Origin of the sequence: Hydrogenophaga palleronii (assembly GCF_031457455.1) — a bacterium.
In the GTDB taxonomy this organism is placed as follows: Bacteria; Pseudomonadota; Gammaproteobacteria; order Burkholderiales; family Burkholderiaceae_C; genus Hydrogenophaga; species Hydrogenophaga palleronii_A.
Map to the genome: position 1 here is coordinate 201,088 of NZ_JAVDWU010000005.1, position 14,459 is coordinate 215,546.

Consider the following 14,459-nt stretch of genomic DNA (forward strand, 5'->3'; position numbering starts at 1 on the left):
ATGAAGACTGCCGAGGCCGACGTGACTTACCCCCTCTCCCGCGTGCGGGAGAGGGTTGGGGTGAGGGCAGGCGCCAAGGTGAAAGCGCGTGAGTTGCGCGGTCAGATGACAGACGCTGAGTCCTTGCTCTGGCAGCACTTCAAAGGCCGGCGTTTTCAGGGATTCAAGTTCCGCCGCCAACGTGCGCTCGGTCCCTACATCCTCGACTTCGTTTGTCTTGAAGTCGGTCTTGTCATTGAGATTGATGGCGGCCAGCATGCGGAGCAACAAGACTATGACCAGGCGCGAACCGCTTTGATTGAATCCCAGGGCCTGACGGTGATCAGGTTCTGGAACCATGAAGTGATGAATGAAACCCCTGCCGTGCTGGAGAAGATCTGGCAGACGTTGCAGACCCTCACCCCAACCCTCTCCCGCAAGCGGGAGAGGGAGCAAGACACTTAGGAACCACCATGAGCAAACAGATTCAAGACGCCTACATCGTCGCCGCCACCCGCACCCCCATCGGCCGTTCGCACAAGGGCTCCTTCAAGCACCTGCGCCCGGACGACCTGCTGGCCCACGCCCTGCGTTCGGCGATGGCCCAGGTGCCGGGGCTGGACCCGAAAGCCGTGGAAGACGTGATCTGCGGTTGTGCCATTCCGGAAGCGCAGCAGGGCCTGAACGTGGCGCGCATTGGCGCCATCCTCGCCGGCCTGCCCAACAGCGTGGGGGGCATCACGGTCAACCGCTTCTGTGCCTCCGGCCTTTCTGCCTTGCAGATGGCCGCTGACCGCATTCGCGTGGGTGAGGCCGACGTGATGATCGCTGCTGGCACCGAGAGCATGAGCATGGTGCCCATGATGGGCAACTCGCCCAGCCTCTCGCCCAGCATTTTCAGCAACACCGACGACGTGGAGAGCTACGGCATCGCCTACGGGATGGGCCTCACTGCAGAGAAGGTGGCGCAGCAGTGGAAGGTGTCGCGCGACGCACAGGACGCGTTTGCGGTGCAGTCGCACCAGCGCGCCGTGCTGGCCATGAAGAACGGCGAGTTCACCGACGAGATCACACCGGTGGAAGTGACCGAGCGCAGCGTGGACCTGGAGAGTGCCGAGGTGAGCACGACCACGCGCACCGTGAGCCTGGACGAAGGCGCGCGGCCCGACACCTCGCTGGAAGGCCTGGCCAAGCTGCGCACGGTGTTTGCCGCGCGCGGCTCGGTGACGGCCGGCAACAGCTCGCAGACCAGCGATGGCGCGGGCGCGCTGATCGTGGTGAGCGAGGCCGCGCTCAAGCGCTACAACCTCACGCCGCTGGCCCGTTTCGTGAGCTACGCCAGCCGGGGCGTGCCGCCGCACATCATGGGCATCGGCCCCATTGAGGCCATTCCCGCTGCGTTGAAGTACGCCGGCCTGAAGCAGGACGACATCGACTGGTTCGAACTCAACGAAGCGTTCGCTGCCCAGTCGCTCGCCGTGATGAACACCCTGGGCCTGGACCCGGCCAAGGTCAACCCCATGGGTGGTGCCATCGCGCTGGGTCACCCGCTGGGCGCCACCGGCGCCATCCGTGCCGCGACGGTGGTGCATGCGCTGCGCCGGCACAACAAGAAGTACGGCATGGTGACGATGTGTGTGGGCATGGGGCAGGGCGCTGCCGGAATTATCGAAAGGGTCTAACGACCCACCCCCCCGCGCCGCTTCGCGTCACCAGGGGGGCGATGCCTGCAGCCCGGCGGAGCCGGATCCACGGCATCTCTGGAAGGTGGCACTCTGCTCCGGATGGATTGCTGTCACCAGCGCTGCCTGTGACGTCGTGTCTTCAAATGGGGGGGTACGTCTTCCCGATGACACGGCGCCGTGACCATCCATGGTAATTTTCGAATCCTTTGACGCAACTCACTTGCCCCCGGGGGCGCTTTCTGAAAGCCACACCATGAGCGACATCCTCGTCCACACCGAAGCCGGCGTCTGCACCCTCACCTTCAACCGCCCGGACAAGAAGAACTCCATCACCGCAGCCATGTACGGCGCGATGGCCGACGCACTGGCTGCCGCGGAAGCCGACGACAGCGTGCGCTGCGTGGTGTTCCAGGGCAACGAAGCCATCTTCTCTGCCGGTAACGACATCGGCGACTTCCTCAACAACCCACCCGCCACGGCAGAGTCGCCGGTGTTCCGTTTTCTTCGGGGCATTGCGCAGTTTCCCAAGCCCGTGATTGCGGCGGTCTGCGGCCCCGCCGTGGGCATCGGCACCACCCTGCTGTTTCATTGCGACCTGGTCTACGCCGGTGACAACGCCGCGTTCTCCATGCCCTTCGTGAACCTGGGCCTGTGCCCTGAAGCGGCCTCCAGCCTGCTGGTGCCGCAGATGCTGGGCTACCACCGCGCGGCAGAAGCCCTGCTGCTGGGTGAGCCCTTCATGGCCGAAGCCGCGCTGGAAGTGGGCCTGGTCAACCGCGTGCTGCCGCCCATGGAAGCCGCAGGCTACGCACAAGGCGTGGCGCACAAGCTGGCGGCCAAGCCCATCAGCTCACTCATTGAAACCAAGCGACTCATGAAAAAAGGCCAGACCCAGCAGGTGATGGCCGTGATGGCCGAAGAGGGCGCCAGCTTCGGCCGCATGCTGCAGGAGCCGGCCGCCAAAGAAGCCTTTGGTGCCTTCATGGAGCGCCGCAAGCCGGACTTCTCCAAGGTGTGATCGCCGCCACTGGGGGTGGGCGGGCAGCCGGTGCGCAGCCTCCGGCTTTCCTCTATGGGGCGTTGTCCTACAAGCACACGGCCTGCGGGACGACCCATGCGAATTTGTGCGGGCGCTAAAAGAAAGTCGTGCATGGATGGGTTGGGCTCATCAATGCATGGATTTCCAAGGAGCGCACCATGAATGCAACTTCTTCTCCATCCCTGATAGCTGTGCCTGTCGACCAGGATCTGGCCGAACAGGCCCGTCCGGGCCATGGCATTCCGTCACAAGATCCGGCACCCGCCGCACAAGTACCCATCGACTCTGAAGAAGCCGAGCGTGAAGCCCAGTCGGTGATGACCGGTGGCGGCATGATGATCGGTGCCGCCACAGGTGCCGCCATAGGCGCTGGTGTGGCCGGGCCAGTGGGCGTGGTCGTGGGGGGCACGATAGGCGGCGTGGCCGGCGTGCTGGGTGGCAGCGCCGCTGGAAGTGCGGTGAACCCGAAAGAGCCGAAGGCCGAAAAAGAGCGCGGATGAGCGTCCATGCGGTGTTCGCGTGCATTCGCTTCGCGGGGAGGCGGTCACCGGCTGGTGGCGCTTGAGCGCCACTTTGCCAGCGCCGCGTGCGTGGCCGTGTACCCTGCCTGAATGGCGCGCTCTTGCGCGGCTCGGTCAGACATGCTGGGCATGTCCACCGCGGGCGCGACCAGCACATCGGCCCCGGCCATTTCCGGTGCAGCGATCAGGCAACTCTGCGCCTGCATGACCTTGCCCAGCACAGCCGGCACGTTCAGCGCAGTGGCTTGGCGGCCCTGGCAGTAGATGTCCACGGCAATCACCACATCGGCCCCCATGGCCCGCGCGAACTTCACCGGCACCAGGCTGGTGATGCCACCATCAATCAGGTGACCTGCCGCGTAGGCCACCGGCACCTGAACCCCCGGCACCGCGGAAGACGCCTGAATCACCCGCCCTGCGGCGCCACTTTCCAGCAGCACGGGTTGCGCGCTCTGCAGGTCTGTGGCCACGGCCGCGAAGCGGATGGGGAAGGTTTCGATGCGCGCGTCGCCCACCACGGTGTTGACCCAGGCTGAGAGCTTGTCGCCCTTGATGAAGCCGCCCGCCTGCCAGGTGAAATCCAGCAGGGAAGACACCTTCACCGCCAGCGCCGCCTGACGGATCTGCTCCACGCTCATGCCGCTGGCGTAAGCCGCCCCCACCACCGAACCGGCCGATGTGCCCACCACGATGTGTGGCCGCATGCCGGTTTCTTCGAGCGCCTGCAGGGCGCCCACATGCGCAAAACCGCGGAGCCCGCCCCCGCCCAGCGCGAGCGCGATGACGGGAGACTTCCCGCGGACAGAGTCGCTGCGCTGCACGTCCGGCAGCGTGCGGGGGTAAAGGTCTGGCTGCATTGGCTCGGTGGCAGCACAACCCGAGAGCAGTAGCGCCGCGAGCGCCGGTGCCCACCTGCGTTGGGTATTCAGAAGGGTTTTCATGGTGGTTGGTCCGGGCGTCACGCCGCCACGGCGGGGCTGTGGCCCACCTCGCCAAACCAGGGGTGGCGTGCCGCCAGCGCCACTGCGTCGGCGCCGGCCGGGTAGCGCAGCCGTTGCGTAGCGTCGTTCGCGGCTTGCCACACGGCCTCTGCCACGTCTTGTTCGCTGGTGGCGGCGGCCGGCTGGGCAAACATGGCGAACACCGACTGGGCGTAGGGCGCATACGCAGGCGTCACCAGGCCCTGCATGCGGTCGGCGCCATTGGCGGCGAAACGGGTGGTTGGCGCGTAGCCCGGCTCGACCAGCTTCACCCGCACGTTGAACGCCTCCAGCTCAAAGGCCAGCGATTCGGTGAAACCTTCCACCGCCGTCTTGCTGGCGGTGTAGGCCGCCACCAGCGGCATGGGCGCCAGCGTCGCGCTGGAGGTCACGTTGATCACCGTGCCGGCGCGGCGGGCGCGCAACTGCGGCAGCACCGCCTGCGTCATGGCCATGGTGCCGAAGGTGTTGGTTTCAAAGATGTCGCGCACCGTGGCCATGGGCGTGGCCTCAAAGGCGCCGAACAGGCCCAGGCCGGCGTTGTTCACCAGCACGTCGATGGGGCCCACTGTTTCCAGCGTGCGGGCGATGCTCTCAGGCTGCGTCACGTCCAGCGGCAGCACGTGCAAGGTTGAAGACAAGGGCAGGAGCTGGGTGCGGGGCGTGCGCATGGTGGCGAACACCTTCCAGCCCTGGGCGTGGAAATGGCGGGCGGTTTCGAGGCCATAGCCGGATGAGCAGCCAGTGATCAGAACGGTTTTCATTGCAGAACTCCTTGGGATAGGTGGGTTGGGTTGTTGAAGGGACAACGCAACGATACCCACGCAAAGCCGGATTTAATACAATGAATAGTCCATAAAATATTTGCAGGAGTCCGACCATGGTCGATCCGATGGCGGAAGTCATTGCCTTGCTGAAACCGCGCGCGGTGTATTCGAAGGTGATCAGCGGCGCCGGCGCCTGGGCCGTGCGCTATTCGGCGTTTGGCCAGCCCAGCTTCTGCACCATGTTGCAAGGGCAGTGCGTGCTGGCGGTGCACCAGCAGCCACCCGTGACCTTGGAGGCGGGCGATTTCGTGCTCATGCCCGCCACACCCGGTTTCACGCTTTCAAGCCCGGAGCCCGCCGTGCCGGTGTTCCTAGACCCCAGCGCCACACAGGGCACCGTGGGCGAGCTGCGTCATGGCCGGCAGACCGGTGACGCCGATGTGCGCATGTTGGGCGGTTACTTCGAATTCGACTCGCCTGACGCCGCGCTGCTTGTCTCGCTGCTGCCCGTGTTGTTGCACGTGCGCGGTGTCGAGAGCTTGTCGCTGCTGGTGAAGCTGGTCAGGGACGAGTCGCTTCAAGCGCGGCCCGGCCGTGAACTGGTGCTGGCCCGCCTGGTGGAGGTGTTGCTGATCGAAGCCCTGCGCTCCCATCCCCAAGACCATGCGCCGCCCGGGCTGCTGCGCGGCCTGGCCGACGCGCGCGTAGCTGTGGGCCTGCGCCTGATGCACGGCGCCCCGGCCCACACCTGGACGGTGGATGCACTGGCCAGGGAAGCCGCGCTGTCGCGCTCCACTTTCTTTGAACGCTTTTCACGCGCCGTGGGCCTGCCGCCCATGGAGTACCTGCTGGTGTGGCGCATGGCGCTGGCCAAGGACTTGTTGAGCCGCACCGGGATGGCCATTGCCGAGGTGGCCGAGCGCGTGGGCTATGGGTCGGCCAGCACCTTCAGCACCGCCTTCAGCCGCCACGTGGGCCTGCCCCCGGGCCGCTACGCGCGCCAGCAAAGCCCGGCGGGTTGAACACTCGCGGGGCCTCAGAGCGTCTGGAACATCACCAGGGCGTCAACATAGCCATGCACCGGGTGCAGAAATGCCCTGGGCAGGCGGCCCACGGTCTCAAACCCCATGCCGGTCCACAGCTTCACCGCGCGGTGGTTGCTGGCGATCACGAAGTTGAACTGCATCGCCCGGAAACCCTGGGCCCGCGCAATGTCCAGCGAATGCGCACACATGGCCCGTGCCACGCCTTTGCCATTGGCATCCGCCGCCGTCATGTAGCCGCAGTTCGCCACGTGTGAGCCACCGCCGCTGCGGTTCGGGTGCAGCACGTAGGTGCCCAGTACGCGTTGCTGCGCGTCTTCCGCCACAAAACACTGGAAGCCCAGCGCCAGCCATGTGGCCAGTGCGTCGGCCCGGGTGGTGTCGCGTGGGAAGTCGTAGGTTTCGCCCGCGCGGATGATCGGCTCCATGATCTGCCAGAGGCTGTCTTCGTCGGCAGGGGTGGCGGGACGGATGGTGAGCATGCGGGTGTTTTCTGGTGGGGATTTTGGGCAGCGGCGCTAAATGTTGAATGGTGCACGAATCCTGCTCGCTCTTCACAAGCAGGCCCATCAACCCTTTGGTAGGGCTTGGCCCTTCTGCTCCACGCAGCGAACTGCTCATGCGGCGCCGGCGTTGCTGCCGGACAGTTTGAAATGCCCCACCGCCTGCACGAGAAGCTGTGCCTGTGTCTTGAGGCTGGCCGCTGCCGCCGCAGACTCTTCAACGAGCGCGGCGTTTTGCTGCGTGGTCTGATCCATTTGAACGATGGCGTCGCCGACCTGGCCGACCCCGGCGCTTTGCTGGACGCTGGCGCTGCTGATCTCGCCGACGATGTCGCTGACCCGCTGAATCGACGTGACGATCTCCTGCATCGTGACACCGGCCTGATCGACGAGCACCGTGCCTTGTTCGACACGCTCCACGCTGGCACCAATCAGCGCCTTGATCTCCTTGGCCGCTTCGGCACTGCGCTGGGCCAGGTTGCGCACCTCGGCCGCCACCACGGCAAAGCCGCGACCCTGTTCTCCGGCCCGGGCGGCCTCCACCGCAGCGTTGAGCGCGAGGATGTTGGTCTGAAAGGCGATGCCGTCGATCACGCCGATGATGTCGCTGATCTTGCGGCTGCTGTCGTTGATGTCGCGCATGGTCTGTACCACCTGCCCAACCACCGTGCCGCCCTCACGGGCCACGGTGCTGGCGCTGGATGCCAGCTGATTGGCCTGACGGGCGTTGTCGGCGTTCTGGCTCGCGGTTGAGCCCATCTGCTCCATGGAAGCAGATGTTTCCTCCAAAGCCGATGCCTGTTCTTCGGTGCGCTGACTCAGGTCGGCGTTGCCCTGAGCGATCTGCGCACTGGCGGTGGACACGCTCTCGGCGTTGCCTCGCACTTCCCCCACCACTTTCACCAGGCTGTCGTTCATGGTCTTGAGCGCGCGCAGCAGATCGGCGGTTTCGTCTTTGCCGTGGACTGTGATCTGTGATGTCAGATCGCCAGCGGCCACGGTCTCGGCCACCTTCAGCGCTTCATTGATGGGGCGGGTGACGGAGCGTGTGATCCCGATGGCAATGCCAGCGCCCAACAGCATCGAAAAGACGGTGGCAGCCACCATCACGATCTCGACCAGCATTTCGAGCTCGTGCGCCCGCCTGAACTCCTGTGCGGCCACGTCGATCTGGAGCTGGGTGAGCTTTTCGGAGAGTTCAATGGCGGCTTGGGACAGCGGTTCGAGCTTGTTGTTGTAAATGAGCCGCGCGCTCTCAATGTCACCATTGCGTACCGCCGCCAAGACGGGCAGCAAACCTTCGCTGACGAAGGCAGCGCGGGCCGGAATATAGGCCTTGGCCAACTCGGCTTCTTCCGGGGTGTGGTGGGTGGCCATGAAGCCCTCCCAGATTTTGCTGATCCGCTCGGCGTTGGCCTGAACCTTCGCCTGATTCTGCTCAACGTCGTTCGGTTCGAGCATCGCGTCCATGGCGAGCACGCGATTGCTCGTCATCAGCTGATTGATGGCGGCCAGGTCTCCCAAGGGCACAGTACGGTCTTCGTAGATGGTTTTGGCTTCTGCAAACAACTTGGCCGCGCCCACGAAACCCGTGGCTGCCATGCCCACGATGAGCAGCAGCATGGTGCCGAAACCGATTGCCAGACGGGTGCTGATCCTGAGGCTTTTGGTGAAATTCATGGGGTTCTCCATTTGCGTTGTTCGGACATGCGATGTGCGAAGCATCGGGATATTCGGCAGCGGTCTAAACGAAGAAATGGCGGCGATATCCGGGTGAATGCCGAAAAACTGCGAGCTAAGTGACGAAACGCGCAAGAGCAGACGGTCGCATGGAGCTTCCTCAATCGAAATGCGATCAGAAGCTGCCGACAGCGTCGTCGGTGAGATGCACCTGAATCCTCCCGGAGAACGAAGAGCGCCAAGCCTGCTCGCAAGGCGCTGTGAAGGAGGGCTGAAACCACCCCCGTCTTAAGGGTGGCGTTCTTCGCCTGTGCTATTCAGGAGTGCGTTGCAATCAACCGTGGTGAGCACGCCATGCCAGCGGTCGATCTTCTTGAACAGGCCCTTGTCGATCAGCAGCGCGATGTGCCTGGCAATGGTCTCGCGCCGCGCACCCAGCACATTGGCCAGTTCGGTATGGCTGGGGATGCGAAACGCCTGGCTGCCCTCTTCAGCTGCGATCAGATGCAGGGCGACACATACCTTGGTGAGGTAGCTCTCCTGACGCAGCAGGTTCGACCAGTCGGCGATGCAGCCAATGAAATCGGCGATGGTTCTGTATATCGCTTGCTGGAACGGAGCATGGAGCATGGCGATCTCCCGGATCGCCTGGATTTCAACTTCGCAAACGCGCGTGGGCGTGATGGTGACCAGACGCAAGGTTGCCGGTTGACCGAAAGGCTGCGTGAATCCAATCAAGCGCCCTTTGCCCATCAACACGATGGGCTTGTCCACTTCGCCGGGCCCCTTTCGCAGACCCTTCAGCAGTCCGACCTTGACCACGCCCAGCGTCTGGCCGCGTGCGCCCTGGGTTTCCAGCGTTTCCCCCACAGCTACGGAGCGCTCGCGAACGAACGACCAGAATGGCTCATGCTCTGTATGAGACATGGTGGAGAAAAGGCAACGGGTTTTTGTAGAGCAGTGTTCGCAGCGTGGCCTCGTGGCTGGTTCGATTGACCGCTGGCTGCTTTTGCTCACGTGCATGGAGTTGCTCGGCAATGCTTGTACGGCCGCATGCATGGTGCCGCCGAATTGAGAACCTCCACCTGAGTTGGGCCAGCGATGCCGGCGCAGCCGATGCTACCGAGCCAAACCTGTTGGCCTTGCCGCATGCAGCAAGCGTCTGTGAGTCTGATCACTAAGCCTGCAGGTTATTGAAGCAGATCACCGATTCATGCCGATGATGAATGTCAAGAAAGATGCCGGGACACACACGCAATCCGATGAAGGGTTGCGGGAGCACGCTGAAGCCCAATCCTGTTGATGAGAAAGGATTCCATGCTGGATACGACTGACGAGCTCACTGACCTGGCTTCCTGGCTGCGCATTCTGGAGAAGGTCGTGGAACAGAGTGCCAACATGGTGGTGATTGCCGACGCTTCGCAGCGCATTCACTGGGTGAATCAAACCTATACCAAAGTCACCGGCTGGACATTGGGGGAAGTGCAGGGCAAACGCGCCGGCGAGCAACTGCAGGGGCCATTGACAGACAAGCGGATCAGACAGCAATTGCGCGAGCGGCTTAGTCAGGGCCAGTCTGTGGCCGGCGTCGAAATTGTCAACTATCGCAAGAACGGAGAACCTTACCTGGCGCTGTTGAACATCGAGATCATCCGCGGAAGCCAGGGCCAAGTGCTGGCCTACTTCTCCATCCAGAGCGACATCAGCGAGAAGCGGGCACTCGAAAAAGCCAATGTCGAGCTTCAGCATCACCTGCAGGTGGCCCAGCGGCTGGCCCGGCTCGGCCGCGTCGAAGTCGACACCGGAACGGGAATGATGCGATGGTCCTGCGAGGTGTACGACATCCTTGATCTTCCTGTTGACGAATCGCCCAAGACCTGTGAATCGTTCTTTGCGTTTGTCAGCCCCGAGAATCACCAGGACTTTCAGCAGCGATTGACACGGGTCCTGCAGAGCGGGGAAGCGTTTGACCACGAACTGCCCATCTCAACCCGGGATGGGCGACGCCGTTGGGTGCGCTGCCGTGGCGTGCCTGAAAGGCAGGGCGACAGATTCGGTCCACCGGGAACCTGGACCATTCAGGACATCACTGTCTACCGGGAGCTCATAGAGCAGAAGCGCCTGACGAACGACAAGTTGCGGGCGATGGTGCGGGAGCGCACCCAGCATCTTGAGGAGGCCAACGGCTCGCTCGAAGCGTTCAGTCACGCTCTGTCGCACGACCTGAAGAAACCGGTTCGGCACATGACGAGCTATGCGGAGATCGTGCAGGAGTCGCTGGCCGCCGGCGACATCGACTCCGCCCAAGCGTATTGCAAGAAGCTGGTGACGGCCGGCACCCAGATGCGGGCGCTGATGGACGGTTTGCTGGCGTTTTCGCGCCTGGGTCGGCGCAGCCTCAAACCTTCATGGGTTGCCATGGCAGACATGCTCTGCGACTGCGTGGGTGAAACGGCGGCATCGTTTCCGGAGCTGCGGTTCCGCGTTGGGGGGATGGAAACACTCCCCCGCGTGTGGGCCGACCCCGTTCTGATTCGCGAGGTGTGGGCCAATCTGGTGGACAACGCCTTCAAGTACAGCGCCGGTCGTGATCTGATCCTGCTGGAACTGGCGTGTGCCACCACAGACGAGGGCTGGACGCTGTCCCTGCGGGACAATGGTTGCGGCTTCAGCCCCGCGATGCAGTCACACATCTTTCAGATGTTCGGCCGGGCCAACCCGGACCAGGCGGTCGCTGGCGACGGCATTGGCCTGGCAATGTGCCAGCGCATCGTCCTGGCGCACGGCGGCCGTATATGGGCAGAGTCCGCACCGGGTGAAGGCTCAACCTTCTTTGTCTTTCTGCCCATCGCCACACCGACGCCAAGCGTCGGGCCTGTCTGACGTCGCCTGCAGCCGTTCTTACTGTGCCAGGGGGAGATGGCCGGTAAGGTGGAAATATCGCCCAGCGTGCGGTGGTAACGTGCGGCTCCATGCTGTACCTCAAATGCACCGGCGAAGCCCAGAAAGCCATCGGGCTGCGCAAGACAGACCTGGTTGAAGCACAGGCCGTGACGGCACCACTGGGCAACTGGTATGTGCATCGGTTTCCGATCGGGCGCACCAAGTTCTTCCTGTTCATGAGCGAATCGAACCTGCTGTCGTTCGTGCTGTACCAGGGAAAGAAGCCCGTGACCGTGCAGACTCTGCCCAACATGCTCATGGCTGGGCTGACCCAGTTGCTGGCCATGAAGGGTTTTGAGCCAGCGCGCATTGACCGGGCGCTGCAGGCCTACCAAACGGGTTTGTTTGCGAAAACCGACAGCCGCAAGCTGCTGGGCTGCATGAATGATCTGGTGTGGTGTTACACCGCTGCGGTGGAGTTCGAAGGCGGGCTGGATTCATGCAACCTCACGGACATCATCATGAAGATGAACGATATGCCCCAGAGGACGCTGGATGGGCGGGCATCCTGGGATCTGGTGGAGGTGGTGTTGAGGCATGAACGGGATTCCGTCCTGTGAGCGAACTCCCCTTATCGGCCATTGCGGGAGGTCATTTACTCGCGAGCTAGGTCAGGTGAAGGCTGCACTGAGTCACTCGTGGACGGCGGTGATGAACAGTTGCGAGGGTGGTCAGCGGTCATTCATTGATTGACCTCGCAAGCGACAGCTTCATTACATTGTCCGGGTACTCGAAAATGGATGGCGCTAAGGTCCACGGAACGGGAAATTCCAAGGTCCCGTGGCAACACGGTGCCTCCCTTCGCGTGATATCGGTCACTCCTACTGAAGCCTGAAATGTAACAAGACGTGATAGAGTGTTTTGAGCTCAAAAACAAGGACAACTCATGCCTCACGCAAAAACCCGCCAAACCAGTGTCTCCTGCATACCTCGGACGCCTGCGCAGCATTTGAGCGTCTTGCCTCGGTTGGGCGCTGTCCTTGTGAGTGCGACCTTCCTGACGGGCTGCGTCACAATGCAAGGGCCCTCTGGGGCGGGGAACGCCTCTCCTTCTTCATCCTCCAGCCCCGCTCCATTTGGGCTGACGCTGAGTGGGCTGAGCGACGTGTTCAGCACCCATGTGCGAGAGTTAAAGTCCTTGGTGGGGGCCTCCAAACTGGCAGAGGCGGATGACTACTTCAATCGCAACGCGACCTTCTTTGTGGAACGGTACAAGGAAGGGGGCAACCCGATGCTCCCGGAGCTCACTCGCCTGGCGGAGCATGTGTGGGAGACCCGATACGCATCCAAGGTCGCAGCGGCGCTCGAAGACGTAGGCTCAGTGACGGCAATCCCTGCCCCCGGGGAATGGCCAAGCGTGGCGGCCAAGCTCAATGGGGCCTCTCTGGTGGTGTCGGCGCTGAAGGAGGACCGGCTGCTTCGACTAACCAAGCAAGGGGCGGCTCAATCGCAAGCGCTGTTCGCAGGCATGGCGCGGGTAGCGGCATTGGCGCTGGCCGCCAAGCCGCAGGCTGTGCAGGCCGTGACCGCCTCCGTAATTGACTCGGGCAAGCACGACGCCGAGTACGTCGGCACGGTGGCCTTGGTGCACGAGGATTTCGTGAGCTCCCCTGCATTTCAGGAAGAAGCCCTCAAGTCGGCGCAGGGCTTGGCGAGCACCCAGGAATATGAGAGCCGAATCAAGTTGCTGGCCAAGTACTTGAGCCCCCAGAGTAAAGAGGCCGCAGACCGCGCCTACGTAGAGAGAGTTCGCCGCCAGCTCTACGCAGATGGGCGCATCACGCTCGAGGAAGTCGGCGCACTGAGCTCCGCCAAGCCCCCGTTTGGCTCTGCTGCCCAGGAGCTCAAATCCCTGGTGAAGATTGGCTACGTGGATTTGACGAGCGCGAGTTTCAAGAACCGGAACGTGTTCGATTTTGAGATTGCATTCAAGCAAGACATCGAATCCTCCTTTGAGCCAGCGACTGAGGCCATCTTCACCGACGGTAGCCTGAACAAGTTCGATTTCGTCTTCGTCACCGACCTGTCAGCTGCCAAGGTTGCTCGAGAGTTCAAGAGCCGCCAGGAAATCAAGAGTCGCTTTCAGTCGGGCACCAGAGAAACGGCCAACCCCGATTACGTGGGAGCCATGACGAACTATCAAACTGCCATGGCACAGTATCAGCGCGTGCAAATCAACAGCGCGATACCCAAAGCATGCCAAGGCTGGGGCTGCGTGCTTCAAGGCATTGCTGATGGGGTTGCCTCTTCATCAGCGCGCAACCAAGTGGACCAAGCCTCGGCCGCACTGGCCGGTACGCCTCAAACCCTGACCATTCCGGTGTACTCCGAGTACGCCTATCAAGCCGTCGACATCAAGACAACAAAGACGGCTCAGGTGGACTACTTCGTCATCGACGTCAAAGCCGGGCAGACCTTGAGGAACAGTTTTGCGGTCAACGACGGAGAGTCATTCAACGTTGCCTACAACGTCCGCGATGAAGACCCGGACAAATCCAGCATCACGCGCAATTTGACCAACGAGCAGGAGGTCACCGATTGGGAAAAGCGCCCCATGCCGGTGTCTTTGTCGGCACTCTTCGGCCCAGATGGATTGAAGACGGCGACCCGCCAACCTTTCAACGATGTTCAGTCATTCCTTCAGTCGCTCAACACTCGAACGTACGCCCCCTCGAGCCCGACTTACGCATCTTCGAGTTCGAGCACCATGGGGCCTGCGGCGATGGTGGCCACTTCGGCTTCCAGCCCGGCATCGGCACAGACGATTGCAGATGAGCGATTTGACAGCATCGTCGTTGTGCGCACCTCGAAGGCAGGGGGCACCGGATTCTATGTGACACCCGACCTTATCCTGACGGCGTTTCACGTCGTGGACGGCAGCTCGCTGGTAGAAATTGTGTTCTACGACGGGACAAAGTCCTATGGTCGAGTGGTGGACCACGACATTCGCCTGGACCTCGCACTTGTGCGGCCACAAGCCACCGGGAAGCCGTTGAGGATTCACGAGGGTCCGCTGCGCCTGGGTGAGACCGTAGAAGCAATCGGCCACCCCAAGGGCTATGAGTTCACCATCACGCGCGGCGTTATCAGCGCGGTTCGCAAGCAGAAGAGTGCAACCATTTCTTCGGCGAACCTTGTGGAGTTTGTGCAGACGGATACTCCGATCAGTCCCGGCAACTCAGGCGGGCCCCTTCTCCTCAAGGATGTGGTGATTGGAGTCAATGACTGGATTCGAGTTGACAAGGGCTCCCAGAACCTGAACTTCAGTGTCTCCTTCAATGAAATACGTACCTACCTCAACAGATTCCAGGCCCGATAG

The 14,459-nt window shown here is 62.5% G+C and carries 13 protein-coding genes; 8 read left to right on the forward strand and 5 right to left on the reverse strand.

Translation table 11 applies throughout. The features are described 5' to 3' along the window. From J2W49_RS13560 to J2W49_RS13575, 4 genes are all read left to right on the forward strand, one after another. Positions 1-444, forward strand: a complete 444-nt coding sequence (locus J2W49_RS13560; RefSeq protein WP_310316830.1) for an endonuclease domain-containing protein — start codon at positions 1-3, stop codon at positions 442-444. Positions 445-452: 8 nt separating this feature from the next. Further along, on the forward strand, positions 453-1,661 hold the full coding sequence (locus J2W49_RS13565; RefSeq protein WP_310316833.1) for an acetyl-CoA C-acyltransferase: 1,209 nt from the start codon (positions 453-455) through the stop codon (positions 1,659-1,661). 256 nt (positions 1,662-1,917) lie between these two features. Then, the gene (locus J2W49_RS13570; protein WP_310316836.1) at positions 1,918-2,682 is read left to right on the forward strand and encodes an enoyl-CoA hydratase; all 765 of its coding nucleotides are present in this window, start codon (positions 1,918-1,920) and stop codon (positions 2,680-2,682) included. A gap of 179 nt (positions 2,683-2,861) precedes the next feature. Further along, positions 2,862-3,203, forward strand: coding sequence for a bacteriocin (locus tag J2W49_RS13575; protein WP_310316839.1), 342 nt, complete (start codon positions 2,862-2,864; stop codon positions 3,201-3,203). A 44-nt stretch (positions 3,204-3,247) separates the two neighbouring features. Here J2W49_RS13575 and J2W49_RS13580 read toward each other — a convergent pair whose 3' ends face one another. Both J2W49_RS13580 and J2W49_RS13585 read right to left on the reverse strand, forming a co-directional pair. Next, a complete protein-coding gene (locus J2W49_RS13580; RefSeq protein ID WP_310316842.1) occupies positions 3,248-4,165 on the reverse strand; it encodes a patatin-like phospholipase family protein in 918 nt (305 codons plus the stop codon). Positions 4,166-4,182: 17 nt separating this feature from the next. Further along, complete coding sequence (locus J2W49_RS13585; protein ID WP_310316846.1) at positions 4,183-4,968, reverse strand: SDR family oxidoreductase; 786 nt, start codon at positions 4,966-4,968, stop codon at positions 4,183-4,185. A 116-nt stretch (positions 4,969-5,084) separates the two neighbouring features. Here J2W49_RS13585 and J2W49_RS13590 point away from each other — a divergent pair, with 116 nt between their 5' ends. Continuing rightward, complete coding sequence (locus tag J2W49_RS13590) at positions 5,085-5,993, forward strand: AraC family transcriptional regulator (RefSeq protein WP_310316848.1); 909 nt, start codon at positions 5,085-5,087, stop codon at positions 5,991-5,993. 14 nt (positions 5,994-6,007) lie between these two features. Here J2W49_RS13590 and J2W49_RS13595 read toward each other — a convergent pair whose 3' ends face one another. The 3 genes from J2W49_RS13595 to J2W49_RS13605 all read right to left on the reverse strand — a co-directional run bounded on the left by J2W49_RS13595 (position 6,008) and on the right by J2W49_RS13605 (position 9,124). Continuing rightward, entirely contained in the window at positions 6,008-6,496 is a 489-nt protein-coding gene (locus J2W49_RS13595; protein WP_310316851.1) for a GNAT family N-acetyltransferase, read from the reverse strand. 135 nt (positions 6,497-6,631) lie between these two features. Beyond that, the gene (locus tag J2W49_RS13600; RefSeq protein ID WP_310316854.1) at positions 6,632-8,197 is read right to left on the reverse strand and encodes a methyl-accepting chemotaxis protein; all 1,566 of its coding nucleotides are present in this window, start codon (positions 8,195-8,197) and stop codon (positions 6,632-6,634) included. Between the two features lie 288 nt (positions 8,198-8,485). Next, positions 8,486-9,124 (reverse strand): Crp/Fnr family transcriptional regulator, encoded by a 639-nt coding sequence (locus tag J2W49_RS13605; RefSeq protein WP_310316857.1) that lies wholly within the window; start codon positions 9,122-9,124, stop codon positions 8,486-8,488. Positions 9,125-9,514: 390 nt separating this feature from the next. Between J2W49_RS13605 and J2W49_RS13610 the strand changes: the two genes are divergently transcribed. The 3 genes from J2W49_RS13610 (at position 9,515) to J2W49_RS13620 (ending at position 14,459) form a co-directional block, all read left to right on the forward strand. After that, the gene (locus tag J2W49_RS13610) at positions 9,515-11,080 is read left to right on the forward strand and encodes a sensor histidine kinase (RefSeq protein WP_310316860.1); all 1,566 of its coding nucleotides are present in this window, start codon (positions 9,515-9,517) and stop codon (positions 11,078-11,080) included. 89 nt (positions 11,081-11,169) lie between these two features. Continuing rightward, positions 11,170-11,700, forward strand: a complete 531-nt coding sequence (locus J2W49_RS13615; RefSeq protein ID WP_310316863.1) for a DUF6933 domain-containing protein — start codon at positions 11,170-11,172, stop codon at positions 11,698-11,700. A gap of 545 nt (positions 11,701-12,245) precedes the next feature. Continuing rightward, positions 12,246-14,459 carry a S1C family serine protease gene (locus tag J2W49_RS13620; protein ID WP_310316866.1) on the forward strand — a complete coding sequence of 738 codons (2,214 nt, stop codon included), beginning with the start codon at positions 12,246-12,248 and terminating at the stop codon, positions 14,457-14,459.